This window comes from Paenibacillus sp. SZ31, assembly GCF_012912005.1.
Lineage (GTDB): Bacteria > Bacillota > Bacilli > Paenibacillales > Paenibacillaceae > Paenibacillus.
This window is the reverse complement of the sequence record NZ_JABBEA010000002.1, coordinates 646,671-663,349: the sequence shown is the minus strand read 5'-3', so window position 1 is coordinate 663,349 and position 16,679 is coordinate 646,671. Positions and strand designations below refer to the sequence as shown.

The following is a 16,679-nucleotide window of genomic DNA, read 5'->3' as shown; positions in this document are numbered from 1 at the left end:
ACATGAGCTGAAGCGTTGGATACACCATCAAATGAGTTCAGTTTTCGTCCATGGAGCACCTCACACTCCTTTCATGGATACATGTTTAACATTAATAGAAGTTGAGGTATCCACCCTATGAATAACGTACTTACAGACCAGGCTGATGCAGGATATCGGCTAGCTGAGCAGAAAGCATCTCAGTATTTTACTTCTCTTAGGCAACAACTTATGGCTAATACGTATACGAGAGCACTTACCCAAGATATTTATGTATGGCAAAAAAAACATATTCATCGTTTTGCCTGGCTTTCTCTTTTATCACCAAGCAAAAGAAAACCGGATCCCCGGGATGTTCATAGATATATCCATTGGCTGAATGCTACTGGTAAGCTGGATGATTACCTGGATCGGAGTATCTCATATATTTATATGCGAGATCTGGGGCAAGCCCTTGATTCTCCAGATACGCAATCCCGAGTTCAGCACGTTGTCCAGAATACCAAAAAGTACTTTATGGACTCTGCTACTGGGCGCAAAGGACAGCCCGATTATATCAGTCTGGCTGCGTTGTACCGGTGGGGACAGAAGGAGCACATAGAATCCGCTGTTATCTGGGTGATGAACAAATTAAAGAACGTAGCATCCAACATCCCGAAGGAGCTGGATGCAGAGCAGGCACAGCGGAAGCTCATCAAGATCATTCTCGGCGTGGTCCTTCATGTAGACGATGAGATGAACGAGCAGACACCACCCGAAGAACGTGCCCGGCGATTTGATGCGGCGATTCGACTCGGTTATTCGTATGGTTTGACGTATCCATTTGTGGATGACCTGTTGGATTCTCAGGCTTTGACTGTTCAGGAAAAAGAACAATATTCACTGATGATACGCGATGCACTTCTTACTGGGGTCGTACCTGATCTGGGAGAGTGGAAAGGTAGCAATCTTGAAGTGATTGAATATGTGCATTCCGAGCTTCGTGAAGCATTTGAGTATATTAAGGACTACCAGCGTCCAGAGAAACAGCGCACGTTCTTAGAGCAATCTTATGTCTTTTTTCAGTCTCAGGAAATGGATCGCAGCAAGAAATTATCCAATGCGAATTATACCAATGAAGAACTGTACATTCCGATTATTATCAAATCTTCCTCCTCCCGATTAATTGTCCGGTCTGTTCTCAGTGCGCCAGTGGATGAAGGATTCGATCTGCGGACGTTCTATTACGGGATATACAATCAGTTGGCCGATGATTTTGCCGATATGTTTGACGATATGGAAGAAGGGGCAGTAACCCCTTATACGTACTACTTGAAGTACCGCGACCTTCGTCCCGACTTGATTAATCCATATGAGTTGTATTGGGCAGTCATCTCTCATCTGATCCATGATGTATACAACTCGGACGCCAAGACCCGTGAGGTCATACTGGATCGTGCCATTAACGGGCTGAAGCGTTGTAAAGAACGGTTAGGGCAGGAGAAATATGATGAAGTGATGATGATTTTTGCCTCTGGGCAGCCTGAATTCAACCGACTGGTTCAACAGATGGTGCGTAAAGCGGATGACGTTGATTTCCTCGATAAATTGTTACGGGATCAGGTCGTGCTTCAATTGAAAAATGACAAGCAGGAGAAAGAGGAGTTCAAGCAGACCATTCGAACGGTTCGCGAACAGATTAATGTGGAGTTGCAGATTGCGAAACCAAATGGCCTTCATGAGATGAAAGAAACGTTAATTGATGCAGCCAATTACAGCTTGCAGGGAGACGGAAAGAGGCTACGTCCGATATTGACTTGGGTTATGGGTGTTCGCGAGTATGGTTTACCTGAAACATCCATCGTTCCGTTGTTAAGATCGCTGGAGTACATGCATACCGCTTCCCTGATCTTCGATGATCTGCCTACACAGGATAATGCTTCGACAAGGCGTGGACGTTCTACGTTGCACCATGTGCACAATAGCGCCACAGCAGAGCTTACCGGTCTGTTTCTCATTCAGAAGGCGATCGGAGAGCAATCCTCATTGGATCGCTTTGATGCGGCAACCGTGCTCAAACTCATTCAGTATTCGGCTGAAAAAGCAGAGGATATGTGTATGGGGCAGGCGATGGATCTGAACTCCAAAGGCAAGGCATTGACGCTGGAGCAGTTGAACATGATCTGTTTTTACAAAACAGGCATTGCCTTCGAAGCTGCCCTTGTCATGCCAGCCATTCTTGCCCAAGTGAAGGAAGCGGAGATGGCTACGCTGAAGAAGTTCGCTTATCATGCAGGGATCGCCTTCCAGATCAAGGATGACTTGCTGGATTTCGAAGGAAATCACCTCATTCTTGGGAAACCTGCAGGTCAGGATGAGCGGAATAACAATTCCACCTTTGTTTCCATTTTGGGTGATGAAGGTGCTAAGAAAGCGATGTGGGAGCATTATTGTCTTGCCACAGATGCATTGAACGCGATGCCGCAAGCTATTCCTTTTTTGAGACATCTATTGGATTATCTCGTTGGTCGCGAGCGTTAAGCGAGCACCGCGCATAAGAACCCTCAACCCACATGGATTGTGGTACCTGAGGGTTCTTTCGTGTGAGGAATGCACGAATCCCTATGGATTTTTGATCCACAGTTTGGAGATGTCCATATATCCGAATTCTGCTATCTGCATGCCGAAGATGCTCTGATCCAGCTCAGCCTGCTTGTTCATGTGACAGCCATGCAAGATCCAGCAGTGCTCACGTAACAAGGCTTCGGCTTCATCCAGGAGCGCTGTACGGTCTGCCCGATGCAGTTGGGCAAAATGATCCAGTTTGTCATCCAGCAGGGCCTGGAAAGCAGGGGACATACACATATGAAAATGATTGGACAGGTTTTTGAAAAAATGAATCATGCCGTACTGCCAGTCTTCCTCCAGTATCTCTTCAGCCAGAATCAATTGTGCGTTTGTGGTTTCCTCTGAGTTGAAATAATCCACAACGGCCTGCAAGCTGATGTTCATTCCGATGGACTGCGCACGACTCTGAAACCACTCCGCAACGTCTGTATCCTTATTATGCTTATACGATAATGTTATCGTCTCACCCTGGTACCCACAGTACTGCAACAAGTCACGAGCATGCTCAAGAGAAACCGCTGTCCAGTCTTGGGCTGCGCTTCTCCAGGGCAGGAAGCTGCTGGCTGGTGTGATTCGATTCCCGCCAAGATCTCTGACAAGCGCGACCGAATCATATACGATACGCAGGGCTTGTCGAAAAAGGGGATGATGATGTATGCCTTCCTTGTGAAAATTGAACAGCATATACTGACAACCCAGCGCCGGATAATTGATGCTGTTGGTCTGATCACAGCCTGTTGCGAGACTCAATCGATCTGTACCGGGTAGCTCATAATAGCGATCATTCGGACTCAGGTCAGGCACAAACCAGAAATGAACTTGATCCAGATGTGGCCGGATGCCGTAGTGCGCATCAAAAGCGGTAAGCTCCAGCACATCTTCATTCAACTCAGAGATCTGAAAAGGACCGGTACCTATTAAGGTATTACCTACATTGTAATCGTAGGGCAGGATTGTCATCCGAATACAACTGAACAGATGCAAGAAGAAACGATTAGGACGACGAAGAACAAACTTGATGCAGTAATCTCCAGCTACTTCCGCACGTTCAATATCCCGATACAACCAAATGGACGGACTATGCACATCTATCAACCGTTGCAACGTCGCTTGCACATCCCGGGACGTCATGACACGGCCGTTGTGGAAACGTACACCTTTTCGGAGATAGAAGGTCCATAAGCGATGGTCCTCGCTACACTCCCACATGTGAGCCAGTGCTGGCAGGAATGATTCCGTCTTGGCATCATAAGTGATCAGAGTATTACATACCTGACTTAATAGGTAGGTTTCAAATGCAGTATAAACAAATGCTGGGTCCAAACCACCTAACTGGCGTGACCTCATGATGCGTAGAATATCCTGACCAGAGGCAGTTTCATCGTGGCTGTGAAATCCCATCTGTTGATGAAGGGAGAGCATGAGCTGTTCTCGCAGTGAATCATGCATCTGAATGGTTCCGATGAGTTCAATGGCTTCTTTCATTTTGCCTTTACCCAGAAGTTCCGTAAAACTCTCTTCCAGCGCTTCATTCATGCTACGTAGCAATGTTAGCTCCGAATGATGTCCCCGTCCACGACCGGGTTGCCAGTGGATGAAGCCTTGCTCCTCCAATTTTCTGAGAATGAATTTTACATTACGAGGGGTGCAGCACAAGGCAGCGGACAGGCTGTCAATCGTTACTGCTACAGGTTCATGAAGCTTGAATGAAAGCTGTTCGGCCCCGGCGAGTCTTATAAAGTGTGTATGTAGGGTATCCATGGTCATGACTCCTCTATTAAAGGTGAAAAGTGTGATCCTATGTTTACACTTTTACTTCCCCCTTTTATCCTTACAATTATACATTAGTAGAGGTTGTTCAAAAAGTGCTGAAAACCGGACTTTTTGAACACGCATTGGAGCAGTCAGAATAGGAGAAGTTCGCATGAAGCAATATTTAAGGCAAATTCACCCTTTGGCATGGACCATTATTATCGGAACCATGTTTGGACGTCTTGTGACGTCAATGAGTATCCCGTTTTTGTCCATCTATCTGACACGTGTACTGGAAGCGAGCCCAACACAGACCGGTATTACTGTTGCGGTCAGCTCGCTGGCAGGTGTGATGGTCAGTTTTTATGGAGGTTATATCTCGGACCGGATCGGTCGCAAAATCGTGATGTTAATCTCGGTATTTAGCTGGGCAGGTGTGTTTTTTATTTTTTCAGCAGCAGAGCATCTATGGGTGTTCTTTGTTGCCAATACGTTAAACGGATTATGCCGCGCAGTATTTGAGCCCACCTCCAGAGCGCTGTTATCGGATATTACTTCACCGCAGAACAAATTGCTGGTGTTCAACCTTAGATATGCTGCGATTAATCTTGGTGTGGTATTTGGGCCAATTATCGGTTTTCAGCTGGGATCATCTGAATCGACATTTCCGTTTGTGATTTCCGGCTTGGTATACATAGTCTATGGACTTGTATTATTTCTGCAATTCAAGCTACAGCATGCCAATCTGCCAGAGCGTCATCAGGCAACCGCACCACGTTTACGTGAAGCGCTGATGACCACCGGTCGCGACCGGGTATTTCTACCTGTACTGATCGGTACCACATTTTGTGTTCTGGGTTACGGGCACTTTAGTTCTACGTTGGCACAGTACTTGGCGAGAAGCCCGATCTTTGAAAATGGAAGTCAGATGTTCTCGTACATGCTTTCCCTGAATGCCGTGACGGTACTGATTATTCAGTATCCACTTGTACGAACATTCCGAAATGTTCCACCGCTGGTGCCACTGATTTTGGGTAACCTGCTGGTTGCAACCAGCCTGATGATGGTCGGAATCGCTGAAGGAGTACTCATGATGATGATGAGTGTCATACTATTTACCATTGGGGAAGTGCTGTTGTTCACGATGATGGATATGCTCATCGACCGGATTGCGAAGCCGGAATGGAAAGGAACGTATTTCGGGACGATCGGCTTCAATAATATTGGTAGTGTCATCGCTCCTGTAATGGGTGGTTTACTGTTGAGTCAATTTGGAGCAGAGAATGGACTCGCCGTCTTTGTACCGATTGCGCTGACGACTGCACTGGGAGTACCTTTTCTTCTGATAGCACATAAACGTCTTGTCGCCAGAGAGAAGCAAACAGAGCACACATCCATGAGTATGTAGCGGGAATTGAAAAGATTAATGACATGAATTAAATAACAATTCAGTTAAAATTATCTTGACGGATGTTAATCCAGCGCATACAATAAACAACAAATATGTGAAACGGGTGGGATGATGATTATGTTTATGCCTATACAGATTTCGAATCGATAACTGAATACGCATAAGCATAGTGACATTAATCCAATTTTTTTGCAATGATCGCGTTGGGACAGTCATGTTTGTGCACCCCTGTCGTGGACGCTCATCATTATTGCGATGCAGAGGAGATGCGGGAAATGCTTTGCATTTCATCCGGTCTCTTTTGCTTATAAGCTGTAGATGAACATTAGTTCATCTATGGCTTTTTTGCATGCATTCCACCAATCCGTTCACATGGAAAGGAGCATTTGAAGCGTTATTTCAGTAAAAAACTAACCAGTTAAGAAGGAGAATGTACAATGGTCAACATATGTTCTACATATCAATTATGGGCGGGAAATCCCGATTTTAATGTCATTATGTATGACTCATCTTAGTGGGGGTAACAGCGTCGAAAGGTTATTCTGTCATCGTAGTTACAATGTAATGTTCTTTCGTTCACTTTAAATAAATAAACCGATAAAGAGGTGGGACCTGTGCCCAAAACAGAGAAACGCTCCATGTCATGGCTGCTGCGTTATCTGAAACCCGTTAAAGGACGGCTGGCCGTGCTTTTGATCATGTTGCTGACATCAACGGGACTTCAGCTTTTGAATCCTCAAATTATCAAACGATTTATCGATACAGCAGCGAGTGGGGGAGTGCTTACCAATCTCATTCAGCTCGCAGGAATATTCCTGGTTGTCGCCGTGTTTAATCAACTCATCACGGTAGCGGTCAGTTATTTGGGTAACGATGTGGCCTGGCGGGCCACGAATCAACTGCGCGGAGATTTGCTGAAGCACTGCCTGCGTCTTGATATGCGTTTTCATAATGTGAAAACACCTGGAGAGATGATTGAACGTGTGGATGGTGACGTAACGAGCATCTCCAATTTTTTCGCGATGTTCATTGTGCAAGTGATCGGGAGTTTTGTATTGTTGGCCGGAATTCTCGGATTCATGTTCAGCGTCAACGTACCTATTGCTTTGGTCATGACCGTGTTCACCTTGTTATCGATCCTGTTCATGGTGTTTATACGGAATCTGGGAGTCGACTCTTCCAAAAATGAGCGGGCGGCCAGTGCTTCCCTGTTCGGATTAATTGAAGAACGCATTGCCGGGATTGAAGATGTGCAAGCGAATGGTCATGTGCCTTATGTGATGAACCGCTTTTACCGCACGATGCGCACTGTATTTCGTAAGGGGAGAAAAGCTTGGCTGCTACGGGTTATTCCGTGGAATACGACGGTAGTTCTGTTCGCTCTGGCGGTCACTGCGGTGCTTTTGCTGGGTGTACATTACTATATGGAAGGTCTAATTAGTATCGGAACATTATTTCTGATCTACCAATATACGCAGATGCTGAATGATCCGATTGAGATGCTTGGAGATCAGGTGCAAGAGTTCCAAAAAGCAAAATCCGGCATGTTGCGCTCCAGAGAGCTGTTGTCCATGCAGAGTGAGATTGAAGAGGGAGCAGAGGAGCAATTGCCTGAAGGACCACTTGGTCTGGAGTTCAGTCAGGTTCACTTCAGTTATAACCAGGATAAACCCGTATTACAGGACATTAATTTTGCAATTAAACCTGGTGAACGTCTGGGAATCATTGGTCGCACAGGTAGTGGCAAATCGAGTCTTAGTCGTGTTCTTCTTCGATTGTACAATCTGGATCGGGGAATGATTCGTGTAGGTGGAACGGATATCACAAAGCTTTCTTTAGAAGCCCTCTATCGCCGAGTGGGTATGGTGACACAGGATGTACAACTGTTTGATGGTACGCTGCGTGATAATCTGACCTTGTTCAATGGAAATGTATCGGATCAGATGATCAGAGAGACGACGGATCGTCTTGGACTTAGTCAGTGGATTGATTCACAGCCTGCAGGACTCGATACGTATCTGGCAGCAGGTGGAGCTTCATTATCGGCAGGGGAAGCACAGTTATTTGCCTTAACCCGCGTATTCCTGACCGAACCGAGTCTGGTTATTCTGGATGAGCCTTCGTCACGTCTGGATGCTGCTACAGAAGCCATGCTTCAATCTGCGATTGACCAGTTAATGAAACAATCCACCGGAGTCATCATTGCTCACCGACTGGCAACGCTGGAGAAAGTAGACCGGATTATGGTGCTCGGGGATGGAAAAGTACTGGAATTTGGAGCAAGAGAAGAACTTGCCAGTAACCCGGCATCGCACTATGCCAGGCTGCTCATTACAGGCCGAGAGGAGGAATTGGCATGACTGTAGCAGGATTTATAGGCCGTTTGTTTCGATTCAGGTCTTTGTTATTTATAATCAACGGATTGTTATGGTGTATATTTCACTCCTTACCGCTAGCCATTGGTATTGGAATGCAATGGTTTTTTGATCGGACGACAGCGGGGTCCAATGACTACATGTGGCTTGCTGTGCCGCTCATCTTTATTGCTTTGGTCCGTATGGCACGGGTGGGTACATTTTTTGTAGCCTTCTATGCATGGGTTACGTATCTGTATCATGTTCAGGCGATTTTGCGAACCAACATGCTCGCTGCTATCATGCGCTGGCCGGGACGTAATCTTCCGGCTTCACCAGGGGAGGCGATGAGTCGCTTTCGAGATGATGTAGATGAAGTCGTCGAGTATGTAGAATCATGGGTGGACTTCTGGGGCCGGCTCGTATTCGCCATTGTGTCCATCCTCATTATGGCGAACATTAATTGGCAGATCACGTTGGTTGCGGTGCTGCCATTGGTAGTTGTAACCTTACTTAACAATCTGTCCGGAAATCGGGCTCGGAAATATGCACAGGTTAATCGCGAATCGACTGGGCGAATCACCAGTTTTATTGCGGAAACGTTTGGAGCTGTGCAAGCCCTGAAACTGGGTCAGGCCGAAGAGAATGTCTCTTCACGTTTTAACCAGTTGAATGAAGATCGTCGCCAGGCTGCACTTCGAGACAATCTGTTCAAGCAATGGATGAGATCAATGAATCAGCATGTTCTAAGTATCTGTACCGGATTGATTCTACTGATGTGTGCAGCTGAGATGAAAGCAGGGAACTTTACCGTAGGTGATTTTGCCTTATTCACCAGTTATCTGGCCAATATCGGATTTAGCATTTCACTGTTTGGCTACATGGTGTTTCAGCACAAAAGGCTTAAGGTATCCTATGATCGTATGCGTAAGCTATTCCGTCCAGGGGAAGAAGACCAGATCATGGATTCGAGAGAAATCTATCTGTATGAAGATCCGCCGGAGCTTGTAAGTGAAGAGAGAGACCCCAAGGAGAAATTGCAATCCCTTGAGGTGAATAATCTGACTTATCAATATCCGAATTCTGCAAATGGCATACAAGAGATTAGTTTCCGTCTGAAACGCGGACAATTTCTTGTCATTACGGGACGGATCGGATCAGGTAAATCAACGCTCGTACGAACACTTCTTGGACTATTACCCAAGCAAAAAGGGGACATTCACTGGAATGGAGAAGCTGTGGATCCAGCTACGTTCCTGATGCCGCCTAGAGCCGCGTATACCCCTCAAGTGCCCAGATTGTTCAGCGATACGTTGAAAGAAAATATCGTACAGGGCAAACAGGGGAATATCGAGCAAGCGCTTGAAAAAGCCATTCGTCTGGCTGTGATGGATAAGGATATCAAACATCTGGATCAGGGGCTTGAGACCCCGGTTGGTCCGAGAGGGGTCATGCTGTCAGGCGGTCAGATTCAGCGTGCAGCCACAGGACGTATGTTAATGACGGAGGCGGACTTGTTTATCTTTGACGATCTGTCCAGTGCACTGGATGTGGAGACAGAACAACTAGTATGGGAGGGCTTGTTCCAAGAGCCGGATGTTACCTGTATCGCGGTTTCTCACCGCAGGGCTGCACTTTCCAAAGCAGATCACATTATCGTGATGAAAGATGGACGCATTGAAGCTGAGGGAAGTTTAGCCGAATTGCTTGCCACCAATGAAGAGATGCAGTTGCTGTGGCAAGGGGAGCAAACCCCCGCCAAAGTTGGATAGCTATAAAAAGTTAGAAAAGACAATAAAAAAGCAAAAAAGCCTTACAGATGACTCATTAAAAGAGTGCAGTCTGTAAGGCTTTTATCGTTATAACGAGTGAAACGATGGAATATTTTTATCTCATCATCTGAGCAATCAAGGAATACGCAATGATGACCAAGAAGATAATAGTGATATGGTTAATGGAGAAGATAAACATCCGTTTGGACCATTTCTCTGTTTCTTTCTTATCAAAGGTAGCCACACTAAGAATGAGCCAGGCCAAGCTAACCAGAAATGCCACAATAGCGACAAATGGACTCATCGGCCAGAATAAAAAGCTGGAGATCAGTAACAGTACCAGATACACATTCGTCTGAATGTATGTCCGTCTGATGCCTTTAACGACAGGCAGCATAGGAACGCCAGCAGCCTTGTACTCGTCAAAACGACGAATCGCAATCCCGTAGAAGTGAGGCATTTGCCATAAGAGCATCGTAACGACCAATGCCCAGATCTCGAAATGACCCAGTTCCGGTGAAATGGCTGCCCAACCGATGAGCGGAGGCACAGCACCCGAAAGACTTCCCACTTCCGTGTTGTAGATCGTTGTACGTTTGGTCCACATCGTGTAAGGGAACACGTAAAGCAACAGACCCAAAATACCAAATACAGCAGCGGATGGAGAAGCAATGTACAGCATGATGCCACCGATGACGGTGATTGCAATACCGAGAATCAGACCCGACTTGGTATCTACGCGTCCCGTAACTGTAGGACGTTTCTTCGTACGTTCCATGATCGCATCAATATCACGATCATACAGATTGTTAAACACCCCTGCAGCTCCAATAATGAGAGAAGACCCAATAAAGGAAAGGATGATCGGTACAATATTAGCTAAGATTGAAGCATCAAATACATATAAAGCCAAACTTAAACCCGCAAACATGGCGATCAGGTTGGACTTGATGATTCCGATTTTGATCGTATCGAAGAATACTTTCGGAATCGAGCTATACTCCAGGCTGATATTGGTCTGTGAACCATTATTCAATGTTTTCAAGAACTCACTTCCTATATCTATACTTGTATATTATGTCGTTATTATACCATTCAATACACTATGTGATTTAATTAACGTTTTAGTATTTAAAATAATGTCATTTGATTGTGAACAATTTAAAAACAAGGTGCTTTTTAATTGTTAAATAATTATTTCTGTGTTACAGGAGGGTATTTCTACAATATCCCGGCTGGGTTGAAGAGAACAGATGAAGATATGTCTTGCAAAATGCTCAGGTTTTGTTTATTGTAGATATAAGATATCTTTAATAGTCTTGTTTGGAAATGTTCTTGTAAATCTCCGATATTACTTTTCTTAAGAGAAAGCGGAGGTTATTTTTAGAATTAAATTAGAGATATTAAATGTCTTGAAAGGGTGGATAATATGAGTAATATGAATAAACTTTTGGATGTACTTATTATTGGTGGAGGACCAGCGGGGCTTAGTGCAGCACTTGTGCTCGGGAGGGCCCGTAAGAACGTCGTCGTCATCGACGATGAGACACCGCGAAACTGGGTCACAAGGGAGACTCATGGGTTTGTGACGAGAGATGGGGCCAGTCCTCGTGAATTCCGCAAGGCAGCCAAAGAACAGATTGCAGCGTATCCCTCAGTTCAATTTGCATCCGATACGGCAACGGCGATAACAGGTAGCGATGGTGATTTTAGGGTCACGACTGCTCTGGGAGCAAATTATCGTACGAAAAAGATTTTGTTTGCGGTAGGTAAGAAAGATCTGCCTTTGGATATCAACGGGTTAACAGAAGTGTACGGCAAAAGTGCTTTTGTGTGTCCGTATTGTGATGGTTGGGAATTAAGAGACCAGTCACTGGTCATCATCGTTAATGGTGATAAGGCATTACATATGGCAAAAGTCATATCCGGCTGGACTGAACATTATACGATCTGTACGAATGGATCAGGTTCATTAACTGATGAACAGCGTGAAGAGCTGAAACAGCATAAAGTTACTGTATTCGATGCAGCGGTTCAATTTATTGATTCTGAAGAGGGCATGGTAAAGCAAGTTGTACTGGATGACGGTACAGCGATCCCATGCACTGGTGTCTTCTTCCAACCGAAACTGTTCACTGGATCAGATCTGCCGAAGGCTATCGGTTGCGAAATTACAGATTCCGGAACGGTTGTCGTTGATGAATTTGGCAAAACGTCCGTTCCGGGTGTATTCAGTGCCGGTGATGCGGCGTCCGAGATGTATCAGGCAATTACGGCTGCGTCTCTGGGGGCGTTGTCAGCGGTAAGCATGAATACTGAATTGAATTTCGAGAAGTGGGAAGAGCCAAGTCATCTGTAGATCAAATTAATAGTGTCATTGAACTATATCTTCATAGGCTCATAAATTAGGGGATTGCATATGCAATCCTCTAATTGTAGTTGTTCAAGCTAAACGTTGAACAGTTCAAATGAAAGTAATTCAGACAGAAGAAAATTTGATTTTAGATTAATTTCGGTTTATTATATTATCAAATGATACATATTACTATCATTTATATAATCATCAAAGGAGAGATCACTTATGAATGAAAGCAGAGTAGTCATCAAATGGCTAACGAATAATATGCTCCACAACGTACAGATAAGAGGTGATCATCATGAGTGATGAAACTTACATTCCACAGCCCAAAATGTATGGACCACTTGGCAATCTGCCCTTAATTGATAAAGATAAACCCACGCTGTCGCTAGGTGTTCTGGCTGAGCAGTATGGACCAATATATCGAATTACCGTTCCCGGTTATTCCGGTTTAATCGTATCTGGACCAGATCTTGTCGCGGAGTTATGCGATGTGTCCCGGTTTGACAAGTTTGTATACAATGAACTCGAAAACGTACGTGCATTTGGCGGCGATGGTTTATTCACAAGCAGAACATCGGAGCCCAACTGGAAAAAGGCCCATAACATTCTGCTTCCCACCTTCAGCAAACAGGCGATGAAAGGCTATCATCCCATGATGGTCGATATTGCCGATCAGCTGATCAACAAGTGGGCACGCCTCAATTCCAACGATACGATTGATGTTGCCGACGATATGACACGCCTTACGTTGGATACCATTGGACTGTGTGGATTCAATTATCGATTCAACAGCTTTTACAGACAGGACCACAGTCCTTTTATTGAAAGCATGGTTCGGGCATTAAATGAAGCTATGCAGAAGAGCTCGCGTTTGAAAATTCAAAATCTGCTTATGGTGAAGACCAAACGACAGTTCCAGGAGGATATTCAGACGATGTTCTCTCTGGTAGATCAGATTATAGAGGAACGTAAAGCGAGTTCAGCACCCGAAGAGGTCGATTTGCTCGCACGTATGCTGAATGGCAAAGATCCGGAGACTGGCGAAATGCTGGATGATGAGAACATTCGCTATCAGATTATTACGTTTCTCATTGCCGGACATGAGACGACGAGTGGTTTGTTATCCTTTGCTCTATATTTTTTATTGAAAAATCCAGAATCGCTTCAAAAGGCGTATGACGAGGTGGATCAGATATTGGTCAGTGACTCACCAAAATATGAAGAAATTCTTCAGCTTCCCTATATTCGTATGATTCTCAGTGAATCGCTACGTCTATGGCCAACCGCTCCGGGATTTGACGTATATGCCAAAGAAGACACCGTCATAGGTGGCAAATACCCCTTGAAGAAAGGGGAAAGTTGCAGTATTCTTTTGCCCCAACTACACCGTGACAGAGAGGCATGGGGAGAGGATGCGGAACTTTTCCGTCCAGAGCGATTTGAGGATACGACTAAAGTGCCTCATCATGCGTATAAACCTTTTGGTAATGGGGAAAGAGCGTGTATAGGCATGCAGTTTGCTTTATATGAAGCAACACTTGTGCTTGCCATGGTCCTCAAACATTTTGAGCTGATCGATTATAGCAATTATGAGTTGGATGTTAAACAGACGCTAACATTGAAACCGGGAGACTTCCGGATCCAGGTGAAAGCGCGTGAAGTGTCACAAAAGATGAATAAGTCTACCAGATCTGTGGAAGAGAAACCTGCTCCTGTTGTTCATAAAAATATAGCAATTGACAGCCAGAGGGGAGAAATCCTGGCCGTTGAAGCAGATGGTAAGCCTTCGCTCCTGGTGTTATATGGTTCCAATCTGGGAACGGCAGAAGGCATTGCCCGAGAGCTTGTGGAGAAAGGGCGTTCGTATGGAATCCCAAGTGAAGCAGCCACTCTGAATGAGTGGAAGGGCCGATTACCCCAACAAGGTGTCGTTCTCATCGTTACTGCTTCGTATAACGGTAAACCACCTCAAAATGCTACGGCATTTGTAGACTGGTTGAAGGGAGCGGAGTCAGAGGAAGCACAGGGGGTGAACTATGCCGTTCTGGGCTGTGGAGATCGGAGCTGGTCAGGGACGTACCAGAGCATTCCCCGATTGATGGATGAGAAGCTTGAAATATTGGGAGGTAAAAGACTGTTATCCCGCGGTGAAGCCGATGCCGGAGGTGATATGGAGAAACAAGTTGAAGCTTGGCAACATATGTTGTGGCCTCAGGTGTTGAATGCTTTGGGGATTAACGCTGATATGGTGGAGTCCTCCCTACCAAGCACTAGCAGGCTTCAAATGGAGGTTGTCCGTGAGAAATCGGATATGCCGCTTGCACGAACTTATGATGCCAGCTATGCCACGGTTGTGGTGAATAAAGAGCTTCAGGACCTGGGAAGTGGTAGAAGCACACGTCACATCGAGGTGTTACTGCCTGAAGGCATGAGTTATCGAGAAGGCGATCATCTCGGCGTGTTGCCTAGCAATCAGAAGCAGAATGTGGATCGGATACTCCGTCGGTTCGGACTAAATGAAGACATTCAAATTCAATTAACTTCGGACTTGACACACCTTACGCATCTTCCTCTGAACCGTCCCGTCAAGGTACATGAATTGCTCACTCACTGTGTGGAATTGCAGGCGCCTGTTACCAGAACACAGTTGCAGGAGTTAGCTAATCATACGGTATGCCCACCTCATAAGCGTGAACTGGAAGGCATGTTGGACGAAAATAGCTACAGGGATTATATTCTTGCCAATCGAATCACCATGTTGGATCTGCTAGAAAAGTATGAGGCGTGTGAGTTGCCTTTCGAAAAGTTCCTTGAACTATTGCCTCCGCTTAAGCCTAGATACTATTCAATATCCAGCTCACCAAGCCTGAATGCCGAGCAAGCGAGCATAACCGTATCGGTAGTAAGAGAGCCTGCATGGAGTGGTAAGGGCGAATATCTGGGAGTTGCTTCATCGTACCTCGCTAGTTGTCCATCTGGAGCACGTGTTCTGATGTTTGTACGTACACCTGAATCCGAATTCCATCTGTCAGAAGAGGCTGACGTTCCCATGATCATGGTGGGACCGGGGACGGGGGTTGCACCGTTCAGAGGTTTCCTCCAGGCAAGAGCTGTCATGAAACAGAGAGGTTTGCCACTGAGTGAGGCCCATTTGTTCTTTGGATGCAGGAATGATTCAGATTTCATATATCGTCAGGAGCTTGAACAATTCGAACGTGAAGGAATTGTTAAGCTACACACTGCTTTTTCTCGTACTGAGGGCAAGCCCAAAACGTATGTACAGCATCTAATGAAGGAGGATTCCGAGCAGTTGCTTCATATGCTGATGAACAAAGGAAAACTCTACGTATGTGGAGATGGAAGCCAGATGGCTCCTGCAGTGGAAGAGACTTTGCGGCAAGCGTATCAGGAGGTGCAGGGAGCAACGGTGCAGCAAGCGAAAGAATGGCTCATCCAGCTTCAGGCCGAAGGGCGCTACGTGCAAGACGTGTGGGCAGGTAATAAACGAACAGGTGAAACTCCTAAAGCTTTGCATGAGGAGGTACATTGAGACGGAGATGACCCCATTATCTACTAATATGCAGTCCTTAATATACTTGTGCTAACAAACAGCCGCTTAATCTGGAGCTTTGTCTCCAAATTAGCGGCTGTTTTGAGGGTCTGACCATGAGCCGTCGCTCGGTTCATTTTCTCACTCCTGAACTGTTAGCGTTTACATTAAAATTTGAAATAAAAATGATTGACAGTCCTTATCTGAACGAGTTTAATTATATAGACCGATTGTTATAATTATTTGAAGGAAGTGGCTTTCGTTGAGTGAAAAGTCTAATGCTAGAGAGTCCATTGTCAGCACAGCAGCGAGACTGTTTTTTTCACAAGGATATCATGCGACCGGTCTGAATCAGATCATCAAGGAGAGTAGTACGCCGAAAGGGTCGTTGTATCATTATTTCCCGCAAGGTAAGGAAGAGCTCGCGCACGAGTGTATTCAAAAAGCCAATGAACATATCCTGCAAAAGTTTGAAGAAACCTTCGCAGCTCATGACAATACGGCAGATGGAATTCAGCGATTCATACACGATATGGCTCATGAAACGGAAGCAGCTGGCTTTACCGGATTCCTTCCATTCAGCTTCTGGGCAGCCGTGGAGACATCCTGTATCAGCCATCAGCTACGCATTGCCTGTCAAGGTGTATTTGCAGGTTGGCAGGATGTCATTACGAAACATCTGATTATGGATGGTATTGGTGAAGAGAAGGCGCGGGAGACATCACTTTTGGTCATTTCCTTGATGGAGGGAGCACTGATTATCAGCCTGACGAATCAGGATAAACAGCCTCTGCTGACGGCTGCTGATTATTTGTCGGTTGTGGCGAAGAATGCCAGACAGATTCAATAAGTTATACCAAGAGACAGAGAAAAAGAAAGTTCGATACGTTTG

Annotated in this window: 9 protein-coding genes; 7 read left to right on the top strand and 2 right to left on the bottom strand. The window is 45.5% G+C overall.

The window, feature by feature from the left end; translation table 11 throughout:
- The first annotated feature begins 117 nt into the window (after positions 1 to 117).
- Complete coding sequence (locus HF638_RS07535) at positions 118 to 2,499, top strand: polyprenyl synthetase family protein (RefSeq protein WP_169479629.1); 2,382 nt, start codon at positions 118 to 120, stop codon at positions 2,497 to 2,499.
- An 81-nt stretch (positions 2,500 to 2,580) separates the two neighbouring features.
- Here HF638_RS07535 and HF638_RS07530 read toward each other — a convergent pair whose 3' ends face one another.
- The gene (locus tag HF638_RS07530) at positions 2,581 to 4,347 is read right to left on the bottom strand and encodes an ABC transporter substrate-binding protein (protein ID WP_169479628.1); all 1,767 of its coding nucleotides are present in this window, start codon (positions 4,345 to 4,347) and stop codon (positions 2,581 to 2,583) included.
- 163 nt (positions 4,348 to 4,510) lie between these two features.
- On the opposite strand from HF638_RS07530, the gene HF638_RS07525 reads away from it, so the two are divergent.
- The 3 genes from HF638_RS07525 to HF638_RS07515 all read left to right on the top strand — a co-directional run bounded on the left by HF638_RS07525 (position 4,511) and on the right by HF638_RS07515 (position 9,875).
- Entirely contained in the window at positions 4,511 to 5,746 is a 1,236-nt protein-coding gene (locus HF638_RS07525) for an MDR family MFS transporter (protein ID WP_169479627.1), read from the top strand.
- Positions 5,747 to 6,363: 617 nt separating this feature from the next.
- Positions 6,364 to 8,109 carry an ABC transporter transmembrane domain-containing protein gene (locus HF638_RS07520; RefSeq protein ID WP_169479626.1) on the top strand — a complete coding sequence of 582 codons (1,746 nt, stop codon included), beginning with the start codon at positions 6,364 to 6,366 and terminating at the stop codon, positions 8,107 to 8,109.
- A complete protein-coding gene (locus HF638_RS07515) occupies positions 8,106 to 9,875 on the top strand; it encodes an ABC transporter ATP-binding protein (protein WP_169479625.1) in 1,770 nt (589 codons plus the stop codon). Before HF638_RS07520 ends, HF638_RS07515 begins: the two co-directional genes overlap by 4 nt.
- Before the next feature lie 115 nt (positions 9,876 to 9,990).
- On the opposite strand, the gene cyoE is transcribed toward HF638_RS07515, so the two are convergent.
- Positions 9,991 to 10,920 carry a heme o synthase gene (gene cyoE, locus HF638_RS07510; protein ID WP_062834191.1) on the bottom strand — a complete coding sequence of 310 codons (930 nt, stop codon included), beginning with the start codon at positions 10,918 to 10,920 and terminating at the stop codon, positions 9,991 to 9,993.
- Between the two features lie 393 nt (positions 10,921 to 11,313).
- On the opposite strand from cyoE, the gene HF638_RS07505 reads away from it, so the two are divergent.
- From HF638_RS07505 to HF638_RS07495, 3 genes are all read left to right on the top strand, one after another.
- Entirely contained in the window at positions 11,314 to 12,234 is a 921-nt protein-coding gene (locus HF638_RS07505; RefSeq protein WP_169479688.1) for an NAD(P)/FAD-dependent oxidoreductase, read from the top strand.
- 298 nt (positions 12,235 to 12,532) lie between these two features.
- Positions 12,533 to 15,787, top strand: a complete 3,255-nt coding sequence (locus HF638_RS07500) for a bifunctional cytochrome P450/NADPH--P450 reductase (RefSeq protein ID WP_169479624.1) — start codon at positions 12,533 to 12,535, stop codon at positions 15,785 to 15,787.
- 262 nt (positions 15,788 to 16,049) lie between these two features.
- On the top strand, positions 16,050 to 16,637 hold the full coding sequence (locus HF638_RS07495; RefSeq protein WP_169479623.1) for a TetR/AcrR family transcriptional regulator: 588 nt from the start codon (positions 16,050 to 16,052) through the stop codon (positions 16,635 to 16,637).
- The last annotated feature ends 42 nt before the right edge of the window (positions 16,638 to 16,679 follow it).

Coding starts and splice junctions, on each gene's coding strand:
- HF638_RS07505 (WP_169479688.1), top strand. CDS start 11,314: ATGAATAAACTTTTGGATGTACTTATTATTGGTGGAGGACCAGCGGGG.
- HF638_RS07530 (WP_169479628.1), bottom strand. CDS start 4,347: ATGGATACCCTACATACACACTTTATAAGACTCGCCGGGGCCGAACAG.
- HF638_RS07500 (WP_169479624.1), top strand. CDS start 12,533: ATGAGTGATGAAACTTACATTCCACAGCCCAAAATGTATGGACCACTT.
- HF638_RS07535 (WP_169479629.1), top strand. CDS start 118: ATGAATAACGTACTTACAGACCAGGCTGATGCAGGATATCGGCTAGCT.
- HF638_RS07525 (WP_169479627.1), top strand. CDS start 4,511: ATGAAGCAATATTTAAGGCAAATTCACCCTTTGGCATGGACCATTATT.
- HF638_RS07515 (WP_169479625.1), top strand. CDS start 8,106: ATGACTGTAGCAGGATTTATAGGCCGTTTGTTTCGATTCAGGTCTTTG.